Genomic DNA, 25,489 nt, shown 5'->3' with positions numbered 1-25,489 from the left:
TAGATGTCTCTCCTATTCATAACGGAAGGGGTTAGTTGATGCTTGAGATGGAATAACTTGATAGTCAAAGCCTTGTTCTTGAGCTAATTGAGTCAAGAAGGCTGGCATTTTTTCTTTGAAGATGCTCTCGACATAGTGGCCGACATCGACCGTCATCATGTCTTCTTGATAGCAGAGCTGCGCCCGATGGTAGGAAATATCCCCAGTTAAAAAGACGTCAGCCTGGCTTTGTGCCGCTGCTTGAATATATTCTGGCTGGGTCCCGCTACCACCAATCAAGGCAATTCGTTGATAGCTGTCCTTAGGCTTGGCCTCTACCACCGGCAATTCAGTCCGGCCATAGGTCGACTTCAAGAGAGCCAATAGGTCCTGACGATTGAGCGCTTGAGGCAGATTACCCACTCGTCCTAAGCCAGGCTGGTCTTCTTGCGCACCCGGGGTTAAGGATGACACGCCTTCTAGGCCTAGCTGTTCTGCTAGCCAGTCATTCATACCATTGTGGGCAATGTCAAAGTTAGTATGCATGGCAAAAACCTTAATGTCATGTTTAATTAAAGCTTCATAGCGAGCCTGTTCAGGACTAGAAAAGTCAAATCGTCTAATTGGACTGAAGAGGACCGGATGGTGAACGATTAGGGTATCTACGCCCTTTTCAATGGCTTCAGCTAGACTGGCATCATCTAAATCCAAAACGGCCATTAGGCGTTTAACAGGAGCCTCAGGCCGACCAAAGTGGTTGCCGACCTGGTCCCAGGACTCGGCCATTTGAGGCGGATAGTGGGCCTCAAGGGCCGACATTAATTGGCGAAAATTTGTCATGTTATCATTACTCCTCTGCTTGACATTGACTTAGGCTAGCCGCAATCCAGCCTAATTTTTCAGCAATCTCGGCTAGCTTCGCTTGGTCTGGTTGAGGTGCTGCTTGAATTTGGGCTTGAATAGCCTTAAGATTGGCTTCCTCTCGCACCCATTTTTGTTTATATAAAGGTCCTCTGGTTTGGCTTAAGCTTGGACCTAGATAGGCCTGGCGTGGACTTAAAGCAGAGGCACCTGGTTGATGCTGAGCAACGATGATTTCATAGAGTCGTTGACTGTCTTCTACAATGGTCTCATGGACAATCTGGTAGTCGTGTTGACTGAGCCAGCTTCTTAAGGTCGCTTCCCCGATATTTGGCTGAAGCACTAGCAATGGGCCGTGACTTAACTTGTCTTGCCCCTCATCCAATATGGACCGAATGAGACTGCCGCCCATGCCACAAATACTGATAACATTAATGGCATCGTCAGCTTGGATGACGGCTAAGCCATCGCCCAGTCGAACTTGGATCATTGAATCTAAGCCTTGACTTTGAACCTCGGCTTGGGCAGATTGATAAGGCCCCTTTACAACCTCCCCTGCTACTGCTGCTTGAATTTTTTGATTGAGGGCTAAGTGGCAAGGCAAATAGGCATGGTCACTGCCGATATCCGCCAAACGGATGTCACTGGCCCCATACTGGCAAATCAAATCTGCCACGGTGGCTAAACGCCGCGATAATTGTTGAGAATTCAAGCTCCCACCTCCTAAAACTACTAGTTCTATTATACCCCATTCTTGTGAAAACGCCTATGAATTTACTAAGACTTTGACGACTTTTAAGCAACTTGTTAACAAATGATAAAAAACGCCCTTGCCAATGGCAAGCGCGTTTTTTTTAAAGGCTAATTAGTCATTTAAGAGGCGTGAAACTTCCCGACGAGTCAGATAACGACTGCGTTTTGGAATGATGGCGTCAACATTGGTGCGAGCCAGAATCACTAAGATAACGAAGGCTAGCGCCCAAGCCTCTAGACCAGCTAGAGCGGCAGTACCCCAAGTAAAGGGAATTTCTTGTTGCATGAGCCAAAGCATGCCGACCTTGATCGCTAGGAAGCTAGCTACCACTAAGAGACTGGCAGTCCCCATATTCAGGTAAGTTGAGGAATAACGGCGATTGTTGAGGGTCTTTTGGGTATATTTGGCGAAGAAACCTGCCAAACCAGCTGCTGTATAGGGCAAGACATCAATCAAGGCAGTTGAGACAATATCGCCAAAATGCCCCGCTACAGCGCCCGTAATTAAGCCAACTACCACGCCACTCACAACGGCATTGGCACCCCCATGACGGAGGCCTACCCAAATGAGAGGTAAGACAACAAGAGCAGTATGGAGAGGCAGTTCACCCAGTTTCAGCCAGGCAATAGAAATTGCCAAACTGAGGACAATGGCTAGCAGAACATCTCGCAAACGACGTACTGTATGTTTATTCATTAAGGCGTCCCTCCTTAGTTCTTATTAGGTTGGTATTGCGACGCTTCCATAATGATTGGAAGCACAACTGGACGACGCTTGGTTTCCTTGAAGAAGTACTTGCTGACTTGTTCTCGTAAATCACTCTTCAATTCAGCCCAGTCGAACTCTTCGCTGGCCAAGTGCTTATCCAAGATGTCTAAGGTCATGTCCGAAGCAGATTCAATCAAATCGATGCTGGACTTAACATAGACGAAGCCACGGGTTACAATTTGTGGCCCTACCAATACCTTCTTGAGTCGGCGGGAAATTGTCGCGACGATGACACAAATCCCATCTTCACTGAGGATACGACGGTCACGTAAGACGACACTCCCGATATCGCCGACCCCATTCCCATCGACTAAGATGTCCCCTGCTGGCACTTCTTGAGTCATCAGGAATTGGCCCTTACGGTATTCAATCACATCACCAGCGCTAGGAATGAAGATTTGATCGTCTTCATAACCCAATTGATTGGCAATATCGGCCAAAGCCGCTTGTTGACGGTATTCACCGTTTACAGGGATGATGATTTTTGGTTGTAAGAAATTAATCATGAGTTTGAGCTCATTAGGGGTCGCGTGACCAGAGGCTTTGAAGCTGTCGGTCAAGACCTTAACTTGAGCGCCTGCTCGGTAGATCATATCTTGGGTCCGCGCCATAGCAGTCTCAATGGCAATTGAAGGCGTTGAAGCAAAGAGGACCAAATCCCCTTCTTGCATCTTGACTTGGCGATGGCGCCCTTGAGCCATGAGTTGCAAGGCTTGAATAGGTTCACCCGACATACCGGTCTCTAAGATAATAATTTCATGGTCTTTGAACTTGCCAATATTCTTCATTTGACCGAAGGTACGCTTACTTGGCATGATTAGTTTATCTAACTTGATGGCTGTATCCACAATATCCATGAGCTCCCCACCTGGAACAAAAATGGTCCGTTTAGAGGTGTGGGCAGCATCCATGACTTGTTGGAGACGCGCGATGTTGCTGCCAACGCAGGCCACAATGACACGACCATGAGCATTACGGAAAGTCTCTAGAATCTCATCTGCCGCCTGTTGATCACTCACGTTTTCCACATGGCTTTCAGCTTCCGAAGAATCGGCCAAGAGGGCTAGAACGCCACTCTCCCCAATATCCGTCAAGCGTCCAAAGTGAGTCTTGTAAAGTGGCTTAGCACTTGGGTCAATGCGGAAGTCACCGGTATAGACAATGGAACCTTCCTTGGTTTGAATGACAATCCCCACAGAGTCTGGAATAGTGTGAGTTGTCCGGAAGAAGGAAACATTGGCATCTTCAAATTCAATTTCTACTTCTTCATCAATTTTGAAGAAGTTCTCCAAACGGTCTGCCAAGCCCCGCTCCTTAGCTAGAAGTGAAGCCAATTCAATGGTCAATTCCGTCCCAAAGACAGGGGCTTCAATTACTTCTAGAAGATAAGGTAAGGCACCCACTGCATCGGCATGGCCGTGAGTGAGGAAAATCCCCACAACGCGGTCCGCATTTTCTTCTAAGTAGGAGAAGTCTGGAATGACCGCGTCAATCCCTAGCAAGCCCTCCTCTGGGAAGACTAAGCCACAGTCCATTACAAAAATAGACTCGTTGACTTCTACCACATACAGGTTCTTCCCTGCTTCGCGGACCCCACCTAGGGGAATAATTTTAATATTGCTCATAATTCACCTCAAAAATTCATTTCATAAAGTCGATAAGTGCTGTCGTAAACCGGTCCAGCAATTACCACAACTGTTGTAGATGTTCTCCTTATTATATACTGTTTTGCCTGATTTTGCAAAGGACGAATCGAGCCTGCACCCTCCGCCAAAAAGCCTAATTGCCAAAGTTTTTACTTGTTTCAACCACAGCCTTACACATAGACTGAGCTAGTTTAGCATAAACCCTCATATCCTGACCTGCAATCGATTCTGTCACCATCAGATCCGTTGTTTTTAAGGCCATAGCACTGAAATACTGGCTGAGGATATGAGAAGACTTGAGATGGCCTAAGTGTTTCATAAATAATTCCTGAAAGGCCTGGTCCAGTCGTGACCGGAATCCATCTGGTCCTAAATTAATGGCTAACAAGCTTTGGAAGAAGGGACGGTCGGGTTCTACGATTTCAGTCACGAAGCCTTCCAAATACCGATAAAAGTCCAACTGATCATCAAATCTTCTGGCAATCAGTCGCTCAATCTTAGCCATTTGCTCGTCAATAATTTCCACTAGTAGCTCTTCCTTGCTTTCGAAATGGCTATAGAATGTTGACCTTGCACAGCCTGCCTCTTGGCAAATTTCTTCAATCGTCAAATGCCTAAATTCATCCACTTGGATCAGCTTTTGCAAGGCTTGTTTAAGTGCCTGTTTACTTTTGATAATTCGTCTATCCATGGCGGAGCCTCCTAGTCAAACAACCTATTTAATCCAACAAATCAGGTTAATCTGTTGGATAAACAACAGATAGAGCTTTTCTGTTCTGTCTTATTATACACCATTTGGCTATGCTAGTGACAGATAGACCAAAAGGAGTGAAACTTATGAAACACTATACCGGCGACCCGCAATTTGACTTTCAGATTATTCGCTTTACCTCTCGACTTAAACATCATCCTGAAGTCATGGCAGATTTAAGTGAAGTAGGTCAAGCCATCACTGATTTTGAATCTTGGTACACTTGGTGGTCTAGCAAAGCTAGCGATTATGAAGCCCAAGGTAAATTGGATATTGCTGCGCGCTACTTTCGGGCAGCAGCCTTCTACTTAGACGCCACCGACCCTCGCAAAAAGTCCACTTTAGATCACTATACGGCCCTTTTTTATCAAACTTACCAGGGTTCTCCTTATAGCTACCATAAAATCCCCTACCCTGGTGGATACTTACCAGCCCTACGTATAGAATGTCCCGGCGCCAGTCGAACCCTCCTCGTTCTTGGGGGCTTTGACGGAATGCTCGAAGAACTGTGTGATTTTGTGGCTCCCCTTCAAAACCAAGGATACCATCTTATCCTGTTCGACGGGCCAGGTCAGGGCCAAACTTATCAGCAAGGTTTAACTTTTCAGCCCAATTTTGAAGTGCCCGTGAAAGTTGTCCTAGATTATTTTGGCCTTAAGTCCTGCGACGCGATGGGGCTATCATGGGGCGGATACCTTGTTATGAGAGCTGCGGCTTTTGAGCCCCGCATTCAGTCAGTTATTTGTTTAGATATCTTCTATTCGGCTATGGATGCGCTCAAATTAACCTTGGGCCCAGTAGCCTATTCTGGCTTTCGACTACTCTATCATTTAAGGGCTAAGCCGTTGATTAATGGTTTAACTGAATATTTTACAAAATCCAATATACAACTCAAGTGGTCTCTACAGAATGGTTACCAACTGACTGGTGAGAAGACCCCTTATGATTTCTACCGAAATTTAGAGCGTCACCAGGTAGCCCCTATCTTAAATCGTATTAGTCAACCTTGTTTATTATTAGCGGGACAAGAAGATCAATATGTCCCTGCCTATCGTCTCAAGCAGATAAAAAGAAAATTAATCCATGCTAAAGCTGTTGAAAGCCACCTCTTCACTAGCCAGACGGGTGGGGCCCTTCACTGTCAAATGGATAGGCTAGACCTTGTCTATCCCCTTGTACTGGACTTCCTACAAAAATACAAACACTAAATAAAAAGAGGCCTATCGGCCTCTTTTCTTAATGCTATTGACCAAAAATGTCCTGATAGAGCATGGCTTGACGTAGAGCTTGGGCGTCGCCACCTAGTTGGTCTACCAACTCATAGGCAAAAGCCAAGGCGGAGGCTGGCCCTCGACTGGTAATAACTCTATCGTCCACTACTACCGATTCTTTGACATAGTGTCCATCTGTAATCTGCTGTTCAAAGCCATCGTAGCAGGTATAGTTTTTGTCTGCTAGAAGCCCTGCTTGAGCCAAGGCAATTGGCGCCGCACAGATGGCCGCCACCAGCTTTCCTTCTTGATGATGCTTCTTGAGTGCATGCACTAAATCTTCTTGGTCTCGCAAGGTGGCGGCACCTGGCATACCACCAGGTAGCACCACCGCATCATAAGGAGCCAAGCTAAGTGGCCAGACCTGATCCATTTCAACCGTGATGGCATGGGAGCCTCTTACCGACTCAGCCCACCCTACCATATCGACTTGAATCTGAGCACGTCTTAAGACATCCACTACGGTCAAGGCTTCGATTTCTTCAAAGCCTGGTGCAAAAATTACAGCAACTTTAGCCATCAGCCTGCCCCTTTCTCAAAATTAAGTCTATATTTACAAATTAAACTAGTCTTCCAAACCAGGAATCCGGTGGAAAATCTTATCAATGTTGACTAAATGAACTTCCAACTCGAAGCATGAATCAAGTGTCGCAGCATCCATGGTGGCTTGAATGGTTGGGTCCTCTTGCAAGAGCTGCTTGAAAGGAATGGCCTCAAACCAAGACTTCATGGCCAGCGGTTGTACCAGGTCATAGGCCTGCTCGCGGGCAAAGCCGTATTTTTCAATCAAGGTCGACATGGTCCGCTGAGCGAAGATAACACCATGAGTGGCATAAATATTCTTAATCATATTGTCTTCGAAAATGGTCAGATTTTGGATAACCTTAGTGAAGCGCGCCAACATGTAATCTAAGAGACTGGTTGCATCCATAGATAAGATACGTTCCGCACTAGAGTGGGAAATGTCCCGTTCATGCCAGAGCGGAATATTCTCATAGGCTGCCAGCATATAGCCCCGCATCATCCGGGCACAACCAGCCATGTTCTCACTTGAGATTGGATTGCGCTTATGCGGCATGGCACTAGACCCTTTTTGATTTTTAGAGAAGAACTCTTCTGCTTCTCGCACTTCAGTCCGTTGGAGATGCCGAATCTCTACGCCAATTTTCTCAATTGAACTTGCGATTAAGGCCAAGGTGGCATAATAATCGGCATGTCGGTCCCGTTGGAGGGTCTGAGTAGACACATGGCTAGACTCAATACCCAGGCTTTGGCAGACATAGTCTTGTACTTCCGGTGGTGTGTTGGAGAAAGTCCCCACAGCCCCTGAAATCTTACCGACTTCTACCATCTTACGAGCAGCCTTGAAGCGTTCAATATGACGATTAAATTCATCATAGTAGAGGGCGAATTTGAGCCCGAAGCTAGAGATATCAGCATGTACCCCGTGGGTCCGACCAATACATGGCGTGAATTTATACTTGAGCGCTTTTTCCTTGAGGGCGGCCTGGAAATCTAAGAGGTCTTGATAGAGAATATCATTGGCTTCTTTATAGAGGACACCATAGGCTGTGTCCACAACGTCGGTTGAGGTCAAGCCATAGTGAATCCACTTCTTCTCAGGGCCTAAGTAGCTGGAGACATTGCGGGTGAAAGCCACGACATCGTGCTTGGTTTCTTTCTCTAATTCCAGAATACCTGCTAGGTCGAAGTCGGCCTTTTCAAAGAGGGCTTGGACATCTTCTTCAGGGACTACACCTAAGGTTGACCAAGCCTTAGCGGCATATAGTTCAACTTGGAGGGCAGCCCGCCAACGATTTTCATCACTAAAAATACTACGCATGGGTTCGCGACTGTAACGTTCTAACATCTTATAACTCCTTTACTTGAGCCTGCGCTTATAATGAGCGATAGCCGATATCCTGCCGGTAGAATAGATCAGGACAATCAATCTTCTTAATCTCATCATAAACCTTCTGTCTAGCACTGGCAAGTGTGGTCCCCTTGGCGCAGACAATAAGGACACGTCCACCATTAATGGTCAGCTGATTGGCTACCTTGCGGGTCCCCATGTGGAAGACTGGTACACTTAGCTGATCCAAGCCCTTAATGACGCTACCTTTAACACTCGCTTCAGGATAACCTTTGGCGGCTAAAACCACGCCAATAACCGCATCTTGATCCCATTCCAAGTGGAAGTCCTGGCCATCAATGACGGCATTAGCTACCTGGTAAAGGCTGGACTTGAGTTGGAGAAGGAGGACTTCACATTCTGGATCCCCAAAACGAACATTGAATTCAATGGTTTTGACACCATCGGCACATTTCATCAGGCCAGCATAGAGGATGCCATAGAAAGGCATGCCTTCTTGAGACATAGCATCGACCATAGGCTGAACCACTTGTTCTAAGCCTTGGGCAACGTCTTGGTCGCTGATATGAGAAATGGGCAGATAGGCGCCCATGCCCCCAGTGTTGAGGCCACGGTCACCGTCTAGGGCCCGTTTATGGTCTTGGGCCACCTTCATAGGCACGACCTTGCGGTCTGACACGAAACACATGAGGGAAAATTCTTCCCCTTCTAGGAATTCTTCAATAACGACTGAGCCACCTGCGTCCGCAAATTTAGCCTCTTGCATCATGGCTTTAAGGGCTTCTTGCGCTTCTTCTTGAGTCTGAGCAATGATGACGCCCTTGCCTGCGGCTAGGCCATCAGCCTTGAGGACAATAGGGCTTGCCTGCTGGGCAAGATATTGTTTAGCAGTCTCATAATCGCTAAAGCTCTCATGCTTGGCTGTTGGAATCTGGTATTTGGCCATCATCTGCTTGGAGAAGACTTTGCTGCCTTCTAGCTGAGCCGCCTTAGCAGAAGGACCAAAGGCCCGAATACCGGCTGCTTGAAGGCGGTCCACTAGGCCGTCGACTAGATATACTTCTGGTCCTATGAAGACCAAATCAATGGGCTCCGTCTGACAAAAAGTAATGAGCTCAGGTTCGGACAGTGATAAACAGGTCCCAAACGCCGCTACGGCTGGGTTATCACCTAGGAGAAAAACTTGATGGCCTTCTTGGTGGAACTTGTAAGCTATGGCATGCTCACGTCCACCGGCACCTACTACGAGTACCTTAGCCATCTTAGTGTTTAAAGTGGCGTGTGGTCGTGAAGACCATGGCCACACCTTTCTCATTAGCTACATCGATGGAAGCTTGGTCCTTGATAGATCCACCTGGTTGGACCACTGCGCTGATGCCATAGTCAGCCGCAATTTCAAGGCTATCAGGCATTGGGAAGAAGGCATCTGAAGCCAGTACGGCTCCCTTAGCCTTGTCGCCAGCCTGTTCGAGCGCTAGCTTAGCCGCCCCAACCCGGTTCATTTGCCCGGCACCAATGCCTAGTGTCTGGCCATTCTTAGCCACTACAATAGCATTGGACTTCACATGCTTGACAATTTTAAGACCAAATTCTAAATCAGCTTTTTGGTCCTCACTTGGGGCAAGATGGGTTACTTGACGCCAATCTTCTGCTAGGGCTTGGTTGGCATCTTGAATCAAGAGACCACCACGCACACTCTTAATTTGAGCTTGAGCCAAGTTGCCACCTTGTGGGATTTGGTAGAGACGCAGATTTTTCTTTTTCTTAAGCAAGTCTAAAGCTTCTGCCTCATATCCTTCAGCTAGGATGATTTCCAAGAAAATAGCATGTAATCGCTCTGCGGTCGCCAAATCTACTACCCCATTAATGGCAACAATCCCACCAAAGATAGAGACAGGATCCGCCTCATAAGCCTTATCAAAGGCTTCCTTAACACTGGCCCCTAGCGCTACCCCACAAGGGTTCATATGTTTCAAGACCACACAGGCTGTTTGGCCTTGGAACTCATTGAGGATATCCAAGGCAGCGCTGGCGTCTTGAAGGTTATTGTAGGACATTTGCTTGCCATGCAGTTGAGTGGCTGATTGCAGGGTATAGCTTTCAGCTTGATCACTGACATAGTGCCAAGCCTTTTGGTGCGGGTTCTCACCATAGCGTAAGCTATCCTCTAGCTTGTAAGACAAGGTCAAAATATCTGGCACTAAGTGATCGACTTGATCAAAGTAACGGGCAATGGCCGCATCATAGGCTGCTGTTCTATGGTAAACCTTGATGGCTAGGCGTCGACGAGTGGCTGCAGACACCTGCCCGTTCTCAGCTAATTCTGCCAAGATAGCCGGGTAGTCTGCCACATCACAGACGACCGTCACATCTTGATGGTTTTTGGCTGCTGAGCGCAACATGCTTGGGCCGCCAATATCGATATTTTCAATCACTTCTGCTTCCGTCACGCCTGCTTTCTTGACTGTCTCTTCGAAAGGATAGAGATTGACACAGACTAAGTCAATATAATCAATTTGATTTTGACTGACTTGCTCACGGTGCAAGTCGGAGTCACGTTTGGCTAAGAGCCCTCCATGGATAGCCGGATGCAGTGTTTTAACTCGGCCTTCCAAAATTTCGGGAAAACCAGTGACAGAGGCTACATCCAAGACTTCCAGCCCTGCATCTTTCAGATAGGTGGCCGTCCCACCCGTACTAATTAACTCATAGCCAGCAGCCACTAGACCCTTGGCGAAGTCTAGTAAGCCCGTCTTGTCGCTGACACTTAATAAGGCACGTTTTTTACTCATATTGCCCTCCTTCTCATGCTTGGGTTAGTAATTGATAGACGACCTGTGGCAACAGTTCATGCTCCAAGTCGTGAATACGATGCGTCAAATCCTCCAGGGATTCATCGGCTGGATGTTGGAGACTGGCTTGGGCAATGACCTGGCCACTGTCTAGCTCTTCATTGACATAGTGGACACTAATGCCGATTTCACTATCTCCTGCCCGGTAGGCTTGACCAATGGCATCGACTCCCTTGTATTTTGGCAACAAGGAAGGATGCAAGTTAATCATGGGTCCCTTGTAATGCTCTAATAGGTAAGGAGAAACAATCCGCATGTAACCTGCCAAGATAATCAGATCAACTGGCTCAATAGCCTCTAGAATGGCTGCTTCAAACTGGGCCTTGTTGGCATAATCCTTAGGACTAAAGACAAAGCAGTCGATGCCAAGGCTTTGGGCCTTGGTCAGCACTGGCGCGCCAGGCTTATCACAGACTAATTTGCTGATGGTCATGACTTCCTTCAGTCGATCATCATCAGCTAAAGCTTGAAAGTTAGACCCGGTCCCTGAGGCGAAGATGGCGACGCGTTTTTTGGCTTGGGTCATGAGATAACAATCCCTTCTTGGTCAGTTACTTGGCCTAAAACAAAGGCATCTGGCAGGAGGTCCAAGACGGTTTTAACATCTTCAGGCTCTACTACAAAGGCTAGTCCAACCCCCATATTGAAGACATGATACATTTCCTCCCAGTCTACCTGTCCTACTTGACTCAAATAGTGGAAGATTTCTGGCACTTGATAGGCCTTACTATCAAGGCTCATACCCAGTCCGGGGGCCAAGCAACGAGGTAGATTCTCATGGAAGCCACCCCCCGTAATATGAGCAATACCGGCCACTTTGACTTGGGCCATAACAGCTTCCACTTCCTTGGCATAGATACGCGTAGGCGTTAGGAGGGTCTCACCTAAGGTCGAGTTGCAAAAGGCTGACTTGAGGTCTAAATCATGGTCGCTAATAATCTTACGAACAAGTGAAAAACCATTTGAATGGACACCGCTTGAAGGGAGACCAACCACAACTTGACCAGCTCGCGTATTGTCAGGAGAAAGTAAGAGTTCCTTCTCTTGGGCCCCTACACAGAAACCGGCAATATCATACTCGCCGTCTTCATAGAAGCCCGCCATCTCTGCGGTCTCGCCACCTACAATGGCACAGCCAGCTTGAACACAGCCATCGGCCACGCCACTGACAATGGCTTCGATTTGCTCCGGATAGTTCTTACCTACCGCAAGATAATCTAGGAAGAAAAGTGGCTTAGCACCTTGGGCCAAGATATCGTTGACACACATAGCTACCACATCAATCCCAATGGTGTTATGGATGTCAAGCTCAAAGGCTAGCTTGAGCTTAGTCCCTACCCCATCGGTCCCACTTACTAAGACGGGATTTTTGAAATGATAGGCGCTCAAATCAAAGCAGCCACCAAAACTTCCGATGGAGGCTAGCATGCCAAGATTCTTGGTTCTGGCTACATGTTTCTTAATACGTTCGACAGATTCATAACCGGCTTCAAGGCTCACGCCACTGGCTGCATAGTGTTTACTCATGTTGGGCCTCCTTTTTGGCTAAATAGGCTTGTTGAATAGGGGTCAGCGAGTCATAGAATTGCTGCTCATAATCGTGTAGACCGGCTACATAGTCGGCAGAAAAGCAGTCCATGCAGAGTCCCTTGTTAGGACCTTCAGCCTCTAGGCCAATCGCGTCTTTGAGCCCTTCTTCACTGAGAAAGGCCAAGCTATCTGCATTAATAAGTTGGCAAACTTCCTCCAAACTGTGATTGGCGCAAATCAATTCCCCAGAGGTCGACATATCGATGCCGTAGAAAGATGGGAATAGAATAGGTGGCGCCGCAATCCGCACATGAACTTCCTTGGCGCCGGCCTCCTTAAGTAATTGGACAATCCGACGCGAGGTGGTCCCCCGCACGATGGAGTCATCTACCATGACGACTCGCTTGCCACCCACAATGGATTTGACGGCAGAAAGTTTCATGCGAACCCCTTGCTCCCGCAATTCTTGAGTAGGTTGAATAAAGGTCCGGGCTACATATTGGTTCTTAATCAAGCCCATTTCATAGGGCAATCCGGAAACTTCAGCATAGCCGGTAGCGGCTGAGAGTGATGAATTAGGTACCCCAATGACCATGTCGGCCTGAGCAGGGGCTTCTTGAGCTAGGCGACGGCCAGCACGTTTACGGGTGGCATGGACATTCTGACCGGCAATGACTGAGTCTGGGCGAGCAAAATAGACATATTCCATAGCTGTTACGGCAGGCGCTTGAGGTGCCGCATAGGCTTCAATTCGAATGCCCTGATCGTTGATGACAACATATTGACCAGCCATAATATTGCAGACGAATTCTGCTCCGACCACATCAATGGCGCAGGTCTCACTGGCGGCAACATAGGCCCCATTTTTCATCTTTCCGATTACTAGAGGGCGCAAGGCATGCTGGTCTACCGCTCCATAGAGGGCATCCTTGGTGACAATCAGATAGGTAAAACCGCCACGCAGTTGATTGAGACCCTCTTGAAGTTTACCTTCGAAGGTCTCCGCTTGGCTGTGGCGAATGAGGTGAACCAAGACTTCCGTATCAGAGGAAGAATGGAAGATGGCCCCGCGCTCTTCAAGGTACTTGCGTAATGCACGAGCATTGACCAAATTCCCATTGTGGCAAATCCCCAAATCCATATCATAGAAATGAAAGAGAAAGGGTTGTACATTTTCAATATGATTGGTACCAGAGGTAGAATAACGAACATGGCCAATGGCCCGATCACCTGACAGACGATCCAAAATACTATCATCACGAAAGACCTCACTGACTAAACCGTGGCCACGATGGTTATCTAAACCTTGGCTAGATCCCGCTACAATACCGGCTCCCTCCTGGCCACGGTGTTGGAGACTATGGAGACCAAAGTAGGTCACATGGCTAGCTTCGGGATGGTTCCAAATCCCGAACACCCCACATTCTTCATTAATTCCGCGCATCTTCTAATCTCCCTAATACTTCCTTGTAGGCTGCCATGACGTCACCCAGATCACGTCTAAAGCGGTCCTTATCTAATTTGTCTCGGGTGTCCTTGTCCCAGAGTCGACAAGTATCAGGTGAAATCTCATCGGCTAGTATAATCTGTCCGTCGCTGGTCTTGCCAAACTCAATCTTGAAGTCCACCAAAATTAAGTTGGCAGCTAGGAACAAGCCTTGTAGGGCCCGGTTAATACGAGCGGTTAAGTCCTTGATTTGCGCTAGTTCCGCTTCCGTCACTAGTTCCAAAGCCACTGCATGGTCGTCATTGATAAGCGGGTCGCTTAGCGCATCATTCTTATAACTCAATTCAAAGACCGGCTTAGCTAATTGGCGTCCTTCTTCTAGCCCATATTTCTTGGCCATGGAGCCTGCCACAATATTACGGGTAATCACTTCTAAGGGAATAATGGTCACATGGCGGCAGACTTGGTCGGTTTCATTAACCTGCTTAATAAAATGAGTTGGGATGCCTTGCTCTGCTAGATAGGTAAAAATCAAGCTGGTGATGGCATTGTTAAGTCTACCCTTGTCATCAAATTCTTCCTTCTTAACACCGTTAAAGGCAGTGGCACTATTCTTATAGTGAACATAGACTTCCTCAGGATTACCGGTATCAAAGAGTTGTTTAGCTTTGCCTTCGTATAAGAGTTTCATGGTTTATTTTCCTCCCTTAAAGTAGCCAACCCCATTTGCAAAGATGGATTGCTGACCTGGAATTGTATTGGTCTTATAAAGCCCTTGATGATAACGTTCGCTGTGCCCCATCTTACCCAAAATCAGGCCATCAGGGCTGACTAAGCCTTCGATGGCTAGCTGGGAACCATTAGGGTTAAAGCGTCCATTTAGCGTTGCTTGACCGTCATAGTCACAATATTGGAAGGCCACCAAATCTTTGAAAGCTTCCACGGACTCGCCAACCAGTTTCCCTTCCCCATGGCTGAAGGCCACTTCGTGCAATTGGCCTACTTGGAAGCCTTGGGTCCAAGGCGAACGAGTAGAGGCTACACGGGTCACGGCTGTGGTTGAAATATGACGATAGGAATCGTTGCGATAGAGGGTCAAGTCGCTAGGTGCTAGGTCTTTGATTTGCCCATATGGCAAGAGACCTGACTTAATAAGGGCTTGGAAGCCATTACAGATACCGAGGATTAACTTCTTGTCAGCTAAATGGGCATGGATGGCAGCTGTCACTTCTGGATGTTTGAGGAAGTTAACGATAAATTTAGCTGAACCATCCGGCTCATCCCCACTTGAGAAACCACCTGGGAAGAAAATAATGTGGCTGGCCTTGACAGCTGCGACAAAGTCTTTGACAGAGGCTTCAATATCGCCTGGTCTTTGGTTACGAATGACCACTGACTGGGCCTTAGCCCCCACTTCTACAAAAGCCCGCTCACTATCGTATTCACAGTTGGTACCTGGGAAGACAGGAATGACCACTTGAACCTGGTCCACATATTCTGGGTAGGCATAGACTTGATCTGCCTCTTGCGTCAAGTTCTCAGCCGCGTCTGCCTCTTGGTTTTGGTAGAGAGGATAGATGTCTTCTAGTGTTTGAGTGTAGGCTTGGTAAAGTTGATCCTGGCTGAAGGTCAAACCATTCACTTGGTAGTGACCCTCTGCTTGAACTTGGCCTAGGTAAGTGAAGTCTGCTAGCTCCCGCGAACTTTCAATCACTAAGGAAGCTACATCAAAGTTGAGCGCATTGACAGACTCAATCTCAAAGCCCAAACCAGCTCCTAGGGCCATCTTAACCAGGGAAGCAGTCAGGCTGCCCTCTTCTTGGACATAGGCGGAGACGACACTTCCCTCTTGAATGAGGGCGTGAACTTTCTCATAGTTCGCCATTGTGGCTGCCAAATCTGGATAACCCTGGTCATCGCGAATGACTGGCACATGATAAAGTTTGTTACCCACCGCCTTGAGTTCTGGCGTGATGACGTCGGCAATTTTGACCGGCGCACAGGCAAAGGAAATCAAGGTTTCCACGACATTCAAGCCATGGAAGGTCCCCGACATGGAGTCCTTACCCCCAATACTTGGACGTCCAATCGCTTCTTGGGCTACTAGCGAACCTAACAAGGCTTGCGTCACCTTGCCCCACTTAGCAGGGTCTTGGCCTAATTTTTCAAAGTATTCCTGGAAGGAGAAGTAGAGCGATTCCTTGGTCCCGCCGACGGCATAGACCTTGGCAACTGATTCTAGTACGGCATAGATAGCTGACAAGAATGGGGAGTAGTGAGAAATTTTAGGAATGAAACCATAGGTTAGGATGGTGGCTGTGTCACTAGTTGAATGTAGAGTTGGCAGTGCTTGGACACTGGCTTGAACAGGCGTTAGCTGGTGCTTACCCGCAAATGGCATCAAGACGGTGCTATTACCAATTGAAGCATCAAATTGTTGGGCCAAGCCCTTTTGGCAAGTCACATTCAAACTAGCTAATTCAGCTAAGACCGCTTCCTTGCTCACTTGCTTAGCTAGGAATGGATTGGCGCCCGCATTATCCACTAGGCGTGCCTTGGCATGTTGGCGAACCCCGGCAGTTGCGAGGAAATCAGCTCCCATGTCTACGACCTTATCTTGGCCATAGAACATTTCCAGGCGACGATGGTCTGTAATGGTAGCAACATGGGCATACTCAATATTTTCTGCCCGGCACATGTCAACAAAGGCTTGATAGTCCGCTGGATCAATGGCTACTGCCATACGTTCTTGGGACTCGCTAATGGCTAGTTCAGTTGGATTCAAGCCTTGGTACTTAGTCAGAACCTTGTCCAAATGAATTTCAATGCCTTCGGCCAATTCACCAATGGCTACACAGACCCCACCAGCACCGAAGTCGTTACATTTCTTAATTAATCGGGTTAACTCTGGACGACGGAAGAGGCGTTGCAACTTACGTTCTTCAGGAGCGTTCCCTTTTTGTACTTGGCTAGCTGCGGTCTCTAGGGAATCACTGGTATGTTCGACGGAAGATCCGCTAGCCCCTTGGATACCATCGCGTCCCGTGCGGCCCCCAATCATGACCACAATATCGCCAGGAACTAGGCTTTGACGTTGGTAATTACCCACCTTAACCGCGCCGACCACAGCCCCTACTTCCATATGTTTGGCTACATAGGAATCATCATAGAGCTCGCGGACAAAGGTAGTAGCCAGGCCGATTTGGTTACCATAAGAGGAATTACCGTGGGCAGTCACGGTCGAAATGGTCACCTGAGGCAGCTTACCTTCTAGGGTCTCTTCCCGTTTTTGCAAGATATTACCACTACCGGAGACCCGCATAGCTTGATAGACATAGGAACGCCCAGATAGTGGATCGCGGATGGCCCCCCCAATACAGGTTGAAGCGCCCCCGAAAGGCTCGATTTCAGATGGATGGTTATGAGTTTCGTTCTTAAATTGAACCAGCCATTCTTCTTCCTGCCCTTGATTATTGACGGTTACGAAGAAGGAGCAGGCATTGATTTCTTCACTGACTTCAATGGCTTGGTCTTTGAGAACTCGAACATGGTACTTGCCCATGATGCTAGCCATATCCATCAGGGTCATGGGCTTGGTGATCCCTAGCTCGCCACGAATTTTTACATAGTAATCAAAGGCTTCCTGCATTTGTACTTGGAACTTATTGGAATTAATGATGACTTGATCTAAGACTGTCTCAAAGGTGGTATGACGGCAGTGGTCGCTCCAGTAGCAGTCCAAGACATAAATTTCCGTCTCAGTTGGATCTCGTTTTTCGCTGACAAAATAGTCCTGAATGAAACGTAAATCCTCTAGGTTCATGGCCAAAGACAAGTCAGCCTTAAGTGCCAGTAATTCTTGGTCGCCAAAGTTGCCAAAGCCGCTTAAATCTTTAAGTGGCTTTGGTTCAGAGTCCAGCGAGAATTCCAATACTGATAAATCCTTGACGCGGGCTTCAATTGGGTTAACCAAATATTTCTCTACTTGAGCTAAGGCTTGAGTGCTCAAGGCCTTGTCAAAGGTAACTAGTTTACCGCTACGAACCAAGACTTTGGCTTCTTGATTGAGGAGGGCAATCGCCTGCATGGCAGAGTCTGCGCGTTGATCATATTGGGCTGGCAGGACTTCATAAGCTAGATAGTGGCCAGACACTAAGTCCAAATCTTCATAGACTTGGTCAATCATGACTTCGGAGAAGACGGAAGACTTAGCTTGCTCATAAGTGGCGGAGTCGATGCCGTAAATATCATAGATAACATAGACATGTAAGTCCTCTAAGCCCAAGCCGTACTCACTATTCAACTTATCCATGAGTTGGCTAGCTTCCTGTCTATACTGCTCACGCTTTTCAACAAAAATTCGCTTATCCAATGAAGGGTTCCTCCAATCTAATATGTCCTGGGAAATTAATATGGCCAATCTTACGGTCCTGACGTGGCTCCTTCTCATAGAGATGTAGGTGGGCTGGTCGCTCTTGAATCAGCTTGAGGAAGTAGCTCAAGTCCTGACCTAGGATGTTATAGAGGGTAGTTGCTTGATTGTGAATGGGCCCAACTTCTAGTCCACAAATAGCTTCAATATGGGCTCTAAACTGGGACTTATTGGCGGACTGCATGGTGATGTGGCCCGAATTATGGACCCGTGGCGCCATTTCATTAAAGATGACGCGACCTTGGGAAATGAAGAATTCAACTGTTAAGACGCCATAATAATCAGCCGCATCTAGAATGCGACGGGTGTAATCAATGGCTTGCGCTTCTTGTTCTGGACTTGCCGTTGTCGGTACAATGGATCGGTAGAGAATGTTATTTCGGTGCTCATTTTCAACGACTGCCACAATACCGATGCCCGTCCGATCCTTGTAGGCCACCACAGAAATTTCCTTATCCAGTGGCACCAGACGTTCTAGCAAGGTGTAGGGTTGGACCTGACTGGCCTCTGTAATCTGACTTTGGCCCTTGCCATCATAACCAAAGCGCACTGTCTTCATGAGATAGGTGCCGTCTACTTGGACGCCAGTCGTGTCTCCATCCACATACTGGTAATCAACTGTTTCGATACCCAAGGAACGGGCAAACTCCTTCTCTAGCAAGCGATGTTGCGCAGTCTTGAGTAGGCTCGCGCTCTGCACAATATGGTAGTCTTTTTCTAGTTCAGCCAGGAGGTCACTGTCAATATTCTCAAACTCAAAAGTCACGACATCCGAGATATGGCAGAGGCGCTCTAATCCATTACGGTTATCAAAGTCCGCATGGATGAAAGTGTCAGCAAAGTGACGGGCACAAGCATCTTTGCTTGGGTCCAGGATGGCGATCTTATAGCCCATTTCCTTAGCGCTCATAGCCAGCATGCGACCTAGCTGACCGCCGCCAATAATGCCAATGGTTTGGCCGGGTAAAATTATCTTCATAGTGTCATCTCTTCCAATACTAGGCGTTCTTGTTCTAACTTAAAATCTTGATAAACTTGGGCATAGCTTGGATCCGTCATGCCCAACATAGCCAAGGCACTGACGGCAGCATTTTTTGCCCCGGCCACCCCAATGGCCATGGTGTTGACAGGCACGCCATAGGGCATTTGGACGATGGAATAGAGGGAATCGAGGCCGCTTAGAGTCGAAGACTTAATGGGCACACCAATAACCGGCAAGGTTGTCATAGACGCAACCATCCCCGGTAAATGGGCAGCCCCTCCTGCTGCAGCGATAATCAATGAATAGCCAGCTTGTCTTGCTCCTTTAGCAAAGCTAACCAGCAAATCTGGTGTCCGATGGGCACTTACGACCTTCTTATCATAAGGAATCCCGAATTGATCCAATAATTGACAGGTTTCGACCATGGTGGCGTAATCTGACTTGGACCCCATAATGACTGCTACTTTTACCACACTAACACCCTTTCTCTAAGCAAAGCTTCTTAAGTCCTATCTACTCTTATTATAGGATTCCTGGCTAGCAAATAAAAGGGATATTCGAACTTTGTTACCACTTGTCAACTTAACGTTCGTGTTTGCTTGTGACAAAGAGATAAGCATACAAAAAAGGCTAGGAAAATCTTCCTAGCCTGAGTGATGATAGTGAATTAGTCTTTAGGTAAGAGGACCTTACGAGACAAGTTGATTCGACCTTGGTTGTCGATTTCGATGACTTTGACCTCTACGACATCGCCAATCTTGAGCACGTCTTCGACTTGTGCCACACGGCGGTGTTCCAATTCAGAAATATGAACTAAACCGTCTTTACCTGGCAAGACTTCTACGAAGGCACCGAATTTCTCAATGCGCTTAACTTTACCGGTGTAGACTTGGCCTACTTCAACTTCACGAACTAAGTCTTCAATCATTTGACGAGCCTTGTTAATCATATCTTGGTCGCTAGACGCGATAGAGACATTACCCGTTTGGTCGATATCAATCTTAACGCCAGTTGCGTCAATAATGCCGTTAATGGTTTCCCCACCACGACCGATGACCACCTTAATCTTATCTGGGTTGATTTGGATGATGTCAATCTTAGGTGCGTATGGGCTCAATTCCTTACGAGCTTCTGGTAAGGTAGAGACCAATTCATCCAAGATTTCTAAACGGGCCTTCTTAGCTTGCGTCAGAGCTTCGGTTAAGATAGCTTCAGTAATCCCTTGAATCTTGATATCCATTTGCAAGGCCGTAATCCCGGCAGCTGTCCCGGCTACCTTGAAGTCCATATCGCCTAGGTGGTCTTCAAGACCTTGAATATCAGTTAAGACGGTGTAGTCTTCCCCTTCCATGACCAAGCCCATGGCAATCCCTGCAACTGGCGCCTTAATTGGCACACCTGCATCCATGAGGGCCAAAGTGCCGGCACAGATACTTGCTTGCGAAGAAGAACCGTTAGATTCCAAGACTTCAGATACCAAACGAATGGTGTATGGGAAATCTTCTGGCGCAGGAATCACTTGTTTGAGGGCGCGTTCACCTAAGGCACCGTGACCAATTTCACGACGACCTGGGCTACCTACACGACCTGTTTCGCCGACAGAGAAGTTAGGGAAGTTGTAGTGGTGGATGAAACGTTTGCCTTCTTCAATACCTAAACCGTCGATTACTTGGTGCTCACCGAGCGGTGCCAAGGTAGCAGCAGTCAAGACTTGGGTTTGTCCCCGAGTGAAGAGACCAGAACCATGAACGCGTGGCAAGAGGGCCACAGAAGAGCTCAACGGACGGATTTCATCGATGCGACGACCGTCTGGACGAACACGTTCCTTAGTGATGAGACGACGAACTTCGTCCTTCTCTAAGTCGTGTAAGGCAGTGGATACGTCCTTCATGAGCTGATCATAGTCATCACGGTCAGCGTATACTGCTGCAAAGAATTCAGTTGCTTCTTCCATAACAGCGTCAACAGCTGCTTCACGTGCTTTCTTCTCTTGAGTTTGGATGGCTTGAATCATGCGAGACTTGTAGCGTTCCCCTACTTGAGCTGCCACTTCTGGCGCCACTTCTGCCAAGGTAAACTCGAATTTCTCTTTACCGATTTGAGCGACGATTTCATTTTGGAAGGCTACCAATTCCTTGATGGCAGCATGACCTTTGAGTAAGGCTTCTAACATATCTGCTTCTGATACTTCTTTGGCAGAAGATTCCACCATGTTGATGGCAGTCGCCGTACCGGCAACCGTTAATTCGATGTCAGATAATTCTGCTTGGGCAACCGTTGGGTTGATAACAATCTCCCCATTGACGCGCCCTACGTTAACACCGGCAACAGGCCCGTCAAATGGAATGTCTGACACAGCTAAGGCTAGGGAAGCCCCTAACATAGCGGCCATTTCTGGGGTGCAGTCTTGGTCAACTGATAAAACGGTGTTGGTAATTTGAATTTCATTACGAACGCCTTCTGGGAACATTGGACGTAATGGACGGTCGATCAAACGGCTGGTTAAGGTTGCCGCTTCAGATGGACGGCCTTCACGCTTGATGAAGCCTCCTGGGACTTTACCGACTGCATACATCTTCTCGATGTAGTGGACAGTTAACGGGAAGAAGTCACCGGTCCCGGCTTTCTTAGATGCAACGGCTGCAGATAAAACCACAGTGTCACCGTAGCGAACTAATACAGCGCCGTTGGCTTGTTTGGCTAATTCGCCAATTTCCACAGATAGCGGACGGCCCGCTAAAGTTGTAGAAAATACATGTTTGTTTGACATGGAATGTCCTCCTTATAAATTGGGATTGCTCCCTTGATATGGAACATGACTAATCAAATAAGAACTGGCCAAGCCACCCTGCCCGGCTCTTATTTGGTTAGCACATATTCCATGGTAAAGCTCTAAAAAAAGAAGGCGGCCGTAGCCGCCCTGCTACCAAAATTAACGACGTAAACCTAAACGTTGGATTAATTCACGGTAACGTTGAATATCTTTCTCACGCAGGTAAGAAAGCAAGTGGCGACGACGCCCAACTTTCTTCATCAAACCGCGGTAGGAATGATAGTCTTTCTTATGAGTACGGATGTGGTCAGTTAAGATATTGATATCTTCAGTTAAAACCGCAACTTGTACTTCTGGAGAACCAGTGTCCCCTTCGTGAGTAGCATAAGCTTTAATGATTTCATTTTTACGCTCTTTTGATAATGCCATCTCAGTTTCACCTCTTTCCGATATAGTATCCCACAAGCTAAGTAAAACGTTGGTGATTCGTTAAACTGAGCCGGGGTGTTATAAGTAGCCGAACATCGATAAAGCAACAAACGACCACGTCTCTAAATATACGATAAAAGCTAGGAAAAATCAAGCCCTAAGCCAGGAAAATAGACTAAATTTTAAGCCTTTGACTAAGCTAGTTTGAGAACTTTGCTATTTCATATATTACAGCTTAGTCCTAGCACAGTCCCATGTGAAAAAAGAGATTACAGATGTCCTATGATTGGGTTAAGTCTCCATAAAATGGGACTTTTAGCCTAACTTCTATGCTATGATGGTCTCATCAACAAGCAAAGGAAGCGTGATTATGAAATTAACACTTAAAAGAACACTGCTCTTAACGTCAGCAGCGGCTTTACTCGCACTCCCCTTGACTCCAGCCCAAGCCCAAGAAGCCTCCCAATGGACGCCTCGGACGGTCAGCCAAATTAAAGAAGATATTTCCAAACAAGCTGACAAACTCAGCTATACAGTTCAATATGGCGACACCCTCTCAGCCATCGCAGAAGCCCTTGAAGTCGACCTTCAAGTTTTGGTTTCTATTAATGAAATTGCAGACGCCGATTTAATTTTCCCAGGTACTGTTTTAACGGCTACCTTAGATAATAACCACAAAGTGACTAGTCTGGAAATTCAAACCCCAGACCAAAATCAAGAAAGTCCTAGTGTTCGGGCTGACTTGACGCAAAATACGGTCACTATTGATGGCCAAACTAGCCAGGTGGACTTTAATCAAAACCAGGCGACTGCCCCAACTAACCCACAAGTACAAGCTCTTGTCGAGGAAAGCCCTGTCCAAGATCAGGAAGCTGCCAGCCAAGACTTGTCTCCGGTCACCCAAATTCCTGGCCAGCCAGAGGCTGTTACGCCAGCTCAACCGACAGCTACTAGCCCTCAAACGCCAAATAACCAAGTCAAGCCAACCAAGCTTGACAAACCAGCGACGCCTCAAACACCTGCTAAGCCAGAAAAACCAGCTCAAACGCCTAATCAAGCCAATGCTGATCAAGCCCCTGTCATCGGCGACGATATCAAGGAATCAGGCTTACCGACCGTTCAAGAAGAAGCTCGTCCTCAAACGCCTACTCAGGCTAACCAGCCAGAAAAAGAAGCGACTGACGCTGCGCCTGCCAATTCTACAGAAGTAAATCAAACTAATACTCCAACAGATGGCCAAGAAAGTCCTAGTCAGCAAGCTGAGGCAAACCCAACGGCTCAAGAACAAACGAGTCAGGAGCAGCCTGCTCAAGACCAACCAAGTCAAGAGCAGCCAGCTTCAACTGACTATGCTGCCCGGGCGGCTGCCAACCCAGCTAACCAAGGCTTGCAGCCAAAAGTAGCTGAGTACAAGGAAGAAGTAGCGGACAAGTTTGGTGTTACCAACTTCAGCCTCTACCGTCCTGGCTCTAACGATGACCATGGTAAGGGCTTGGCCGTTGACTTCGTGGTCAACGACAATACCGAGCTGGGCGACCAAATTGCCAACTACGCTACGTCCGACATGGAAAGCAATGACATCAACTACGTTATCTGGAAACAACGTTTCTACGCTAACTACGATAGTTACTATGGGCCAGCGAACACCTGGAACCTAATGCCAGACCGTGGTGGAGACACAGCCAACCACTACGACCACGTCCATGTTTCCTTCAACCCTTAAGTTTCTCAATCTTTCGTCCTCCTCCAACCACCTAGCTAAGTAAGTAGTCTAGGTGGTATTTCTAATCAAAAAAATTTCCCATTATATCATATATGATATAATGGGAATTTTTATTATGGGTAAATACGGTTGAGTAAGCGTGGGAATGGTGAGGTTTCACGGATATGTTCAATCCCTGATAACCAAGCCACTGCCCGCTCCAAGCCAAGACCAAAACCAGAGTGTGGCACAGCGCCATACTTACGGAGGTCAAGGTACCAAGCATAAGCAGATGGATCTAAGTTGTAAGCTTTAATATTTTCATCTAAGGTCTCAAAGTCCACAATCCGTTCAGAACCCCCAATGATTTCACCATAACCTTCTGGTGCAATCATATCCGCACATAGAACAGTGCGTGGGTCTTCTTCATTAAGGCGCATGTAGAATGGCTTAATGGCCTTAGGATAGTTGACGATGAAGATTGGACGGTCATATTGGCTAGCAATGAAGGTTTCATGTGGTGAACCAAAGTCATCGCCCCATTGGATATCATCAAAGCCATTGTCATTCAAGAGCTTGATGGCATCCGTATAGCTAATACGTGGATAAGGCAACTTGGTGTATTGTTCCAAGACTGCCACATCACGGTTCAAGGTCTTAAGTGCCAGACCACAGTGGTCAATCACATTGCGAACCAGGTGAGCCACATAACGTTCTTGGAATTGTAAGTTTTCCTCGTGTTCAACGAAGGCTAATTCAACTTCCATCATCCAGAATTCAATCAAGTGACGACGGGTCTTAGATTTTTCAGCCCGGAAGGTTGGCCCGAAGGAGAAGACCTTACCGAAAGCCATAGCCGCTGCTTCTAAATAGAGCTGACCAGACTGGGAAAGGAAGGCATCTTCATCAAAGTACTTAGTATGGAAGAGCTCAGTGGTCCCTTCTGGCGCAGAACCCGTCAAAATTGGTGGGTCTACCTTAATCAAGCCTTCTTGGTTCATGAACTCGTAGGTTGCCCGGATAATTTCGTTACGGATTTGCATAATGGCATGTTGTTTAGATGAACGAAGCCAGAGGTGGCGGTGGTCCATCAAGAAGTCAGTCCCGTGTTCTTTTGGTGTGATTGGGTAGTCATGACTTTCACCAATCACTTCAATGTCTTGAACCAAGAGCTCATAACCTAAAGCTGAACGAGTGTCTGCTTGAATCTTACCGACTACCTTCACACTGGTTTCTTGGTTAAGCCCCTTAGCCAAAGCGAAGGTTTCTTCGCTGACATCGGCCTTGACCACAATGGCTTGGAAATAAGCGGAGCCATCACGCAATTGTAAGAAGGCAATCTTCCCACTGCTCCGTTTGTTAGTCACCCATGCCTTGATGATGACCGTTTGATCAATATAATCTGCTGCTTGACGCATGGTAATTGTCTGCATTCTGCC

21 protein-coding genes are annotated in these 25,489 nt (G+C 47.3%); 2 read left to right on the top strand and 19 right to left on the bottom strand.

The window, feature by feature from the left end:
• Positions 1-12 precede the first annotated feature (12 nt).
• The 5 genes from HMPREF3093_RS02170 to HMPREF3093_RS02150 all read right to left on the bottom strand — a co-directional run bounded on the left by HMPREF3093_RS02170 (position 13) and on the right by HMPREF3093_RS02150 (position 4,699).
• Positions 13-819 (bottom strand): Nif3-like dinuclear metal center hexameric protein, encoded by an 807-nt coding sequence (locus HMPREF3093_RS02170; protein WP_070755395.1) that lies wholly within the window; start codon positions 817-819, stop codon positions 13-15.
• A 7-nt stretch (positions 820-826) separates the two neighbouring features.
• Entirely contained in the window at positions 827-1,552 is a 726-nt protein-coding gene (locus HMPREF3093_RS02165) for a tRNA (adenine(22)-N(1))-methyltransferase (protein ID WP_070755394.1), read from the bottom strand.
• Positions 1,553-1,705: 153 nt separating this feature from the next.
• Positions 1,706-2,290: an energy-coupled thiamine transporter ThiT gene (locus HMPREF3093_RS02160; protein WP_070755393.1), complete on the bottom strand. Its 585-nt coding sequence runs from the start codon at positions 2,288-2,290 to the stop codon at positions 1,706-1,708.
• A 14-nt stretch (positions 2,291-2,304) separates the two neighbouring features.
• Positions 2,305-3,987, bottom strand: coding sequence for a ribonuclease J (locus tag HMPREF3093_RS02155; RefSeq protein WP_070755392.1), 1,683 nt, complete (start codon positions 3,985-3,987; stop codon positions 2,305-2,307).
• A 154-nt stretch (positions 3,988-4,141) separates the two neighbouring features.
• Positions 4,142-4,699 (bottom strand): TetR/AcrR family transcriptional regulator, encoded by a 558-nt coding sequence (locus HMPREF3093_RS02150; RefSeq protein WP_070755391.1) that lies wholly within the window; start codon positions 4,697-4,699, stop codon positions 4,142-4,144.
• Between the two features lie 146 nt (positions 4,700-4,845).
• Between HMPREF3093_RS02150 and HMPREF3093_RS02145 the strand changes: the two genes are divergently transcribed.
• Positions 4,846-5,967, top strand: coding sequence for an alpha/beta fold hydrolase (locus HMPREF3093_RS02145; RefSeq protein WP_070755390.1), 1,122 nt, complete (start codon positions 4,846-4,848; stop codon positions 5,965-5,967).
• A 34-nt stretch (positions 5,968-6,001) separates the two neighbouring features.
• On the opposite strand, the gene HMPREF3093_RS02140 is transcribed toward HMPREF3093_RS02145, so the two are convergent.
• The 13 genes from HMPREF3093_RS02140 to rpsO all read right to left on the bottom strand — a co-directional run bounded on the left by HMPREF3093_RS02140 (position 6,002) and on the right by rpsO (position 22,348).
• Positions 6,002-6,550 carry a DJ-1 family glyoxalase III gene (locus tag HMPREF3093_RS02140; protein WP_070755389.1) on the bottom strand — a complete coding sequence of 183 codons (549 nt, stop codon included), beginning with the start codon at positions 6,548-6,550 and terminating at the stop codon, positions 6,002-6,004.
• 45 nt (positions 6,551-6,595) lie between these two features.
• Complete coding sequence (gene purB / locus HMPREF3093_RS02135; protein WP_070755388.1) at positions 6,596-7,900, bottom strand: adenylosuccinate lyase; 1,305 nt, start codon at positions 7,898-7,900, stop codon at positions 6,596-6,598.
• Positions 7,901-7,928: 28 nt separating this feature from the next.
• Positions 7,929-9,164 (bottom strand): phosphoribosylamine--glycine ligase, encoded by a 1,236-nt coding sequence (gene purD, locus HMPREF3093_RS02130; RefSeq protein WP_070755387.1) that lies wholly within the window; start codon positions 9,162-9,164, stop codon positions 7,929-7,931.
• Position 9,165: 1 nt separating this feature from the next.
• The gene (purH, locus tag HMPREF3093_RS02125; RefSeq protein ID WP_070755386.1) at positions 9,166-10,695 is read right to left on the bottom strand and encodes a bifunctional phosphoribosylaminoimidazolecarboxamide formyltransferase/IMP cyclohydrolase; all 1,530 of its coding nucleotides are present in this window, start codon (positions 10,693-10,695) and stop codon (positions 9,166-9,168) included.
• Between the two features lie 13 nt (positions 10,696-10,708).
• Entirely contained in the window at positions 10,709-11,281 is a 573-nt protein-coding gene (gene purN, locus HMPREF3093_RS02120) for a phosphoribosylglycinamide formyltransferase (RefSeq protein ID WP_070755385.1), read from the bottom strand.
• The gene (purM, locus tag HMPREF3093_RS02115) at positions 11,278-12,282 is read right to left on the bottom strand and encodes a phosphoribosylformylglycinamidine cyclo-ligase (RefSeq protein ID WP_070755384.1); all 1,005 of its coding nucleotides are present in this window, start codon (positions 12,280-12,282) and stop codon (positions 11,278-11,280) included. The genes purN and purM overlap by 4 nt, the downstream gene beginning before the upstream one ends.
• Entirely contained in the window at positions 12,275-13,729 is a 1,455-nt protein-coding gene (gene purF, locus HMPREF3093_RS02110; protein WP_070755383.1) for an amidophosphoribosyltransferase, read from the bottom strand. The genes purM and purF overlap by 8 nt, the downstream gene beginning before the upstream one ends.
• Positions 13,716-14,423: a phosphoribosylaminoimidazolesuccinocarboxamide synthase gene (gene purC, locus HMPREF3093_RS02105; RefSeq protein WP_070755382.1), complete on the bottom strand. Its 708-nt coding sequence runs from the start codon at positions 14,421-14,423 to the stop codon at positions 13,716-13,718. The genes purF and purC overlap by 14 nt, the downstream gene beginning before the upstream one ends.
• A 3-nt stretch (positions 14,424-14,426) precedes the next feature.
• A complete protein-coding gene (locus tag HMPREF3093_RS02100; protein ID WP_070755381.1) occupies positions 14,427-18,104 on the bottom strand; it encodes a phosphoribosylformylglycinamidine synthase in 3,678 nt (1,225 codons plus the stop codon).
• Positions 18,097-19,143, bottom strand: coding sequence for a 5-(carboxyamino)imidazole ribonucleotide synthase (locus HMPREF3093_RS02095; RefSeq protein WP_070755380.1), 1,047 nt, complete (start codon positions 19,141-19,143; stop codon positions 18,097-18,099). The genes HMPREF3093_RS02100 and HMPREF3093_RS02095 overlap by 8 nt, the downstream gene beginning before the upstream one ends.
• Entirely contained in the window at positions 19,140-19,619 is a 480-nt protein-coding gene (gene purE, locus HMPREF3093_RS02090) for a 5-(carboxyamino)imidazole ribonucleotide mutase (RefSeq protein WP_257244464.1), read from the bottom strand. Before purE ends, HMPREF3093_RS02095 begins: the two co-directional genes overlap by 4 nt.
• Before the next feature lie 194 nt (positions 19,620-19,813).
• The gene (gene pnp, locus HMPREF3093_RS02085; protein WP_023390880.1) at positions 19,814-21,916 is read right to left on the bottom strand and encodes a polyribonucleotide nucleotidyltransferase; all 2,103 of its coding nucleotides are present in this window, start codon (positions 21,914-21,916) and stop codon (positions 19,814-19,816) included.
• Between the two features lie 162 nt (positions 21,917-22,078).
• The gene (rpsO, locus tag HMPREF3093_RS02080) at positions 22,079-22,348 is read right to left on the bottom strand and encodes a 30S ribosomal protein S15 (protein WP_023390881.1); all 270 of its coding nucleotides are present in this window, start codon (positions 22,346-22,348) and stop codon (positions 22,079-22,081) included.
• A gap of 370 nt (positions 22,349-22,718) precedes the next feature.
• On the opposite strand from rpsO, the gene HMPREF3093_RS02075 reads away from it, so the two are divergent.
• Positions 22,719-24,071: a LysM peptidoglycan-binding domain-containing protein gene (locus tag HMPREF3093_RS02075; RefSeq protein ID WP_070755379.1), complete on the top strand. Its 1,353-nt coding sequence runs from the start codon at positions 22,719-22,721 to the stop codon at positions 24,069-24,071.
• A 113-nt stretch (positions 24,072-24,184) separates the two neighbouring features.
• Here HMPREF3093_RS02075 and asnS read toward each other — a convergent pair whose 3' ends face one another.
• A complete protein-coding gene (gene asnS / locus HMPREF3093_RS02070; protein ID WP_070755378.1) occupies positions 24,185-25,483 on the bottom strand; it encodes an asparagine--tRNA ligase in 1,299 nt (432 codons plus the stop codon).
• Between the last annotated feature and the right edge of the window lie 6 nt (positions 25,484-25,489).

It is taken from the genome of Abiotrophia sp. HMSC24B09 (assembly GCF_001815865.1).
Classification (GTDB): domain Bacteria; phylum Bacillota; class Bacilli; order Lactobacillales; family Aerococcaceae; genus Abiotrophia.
This window is presented reverse-complemented; position numbering and strand designations above follow the sequence as displayed.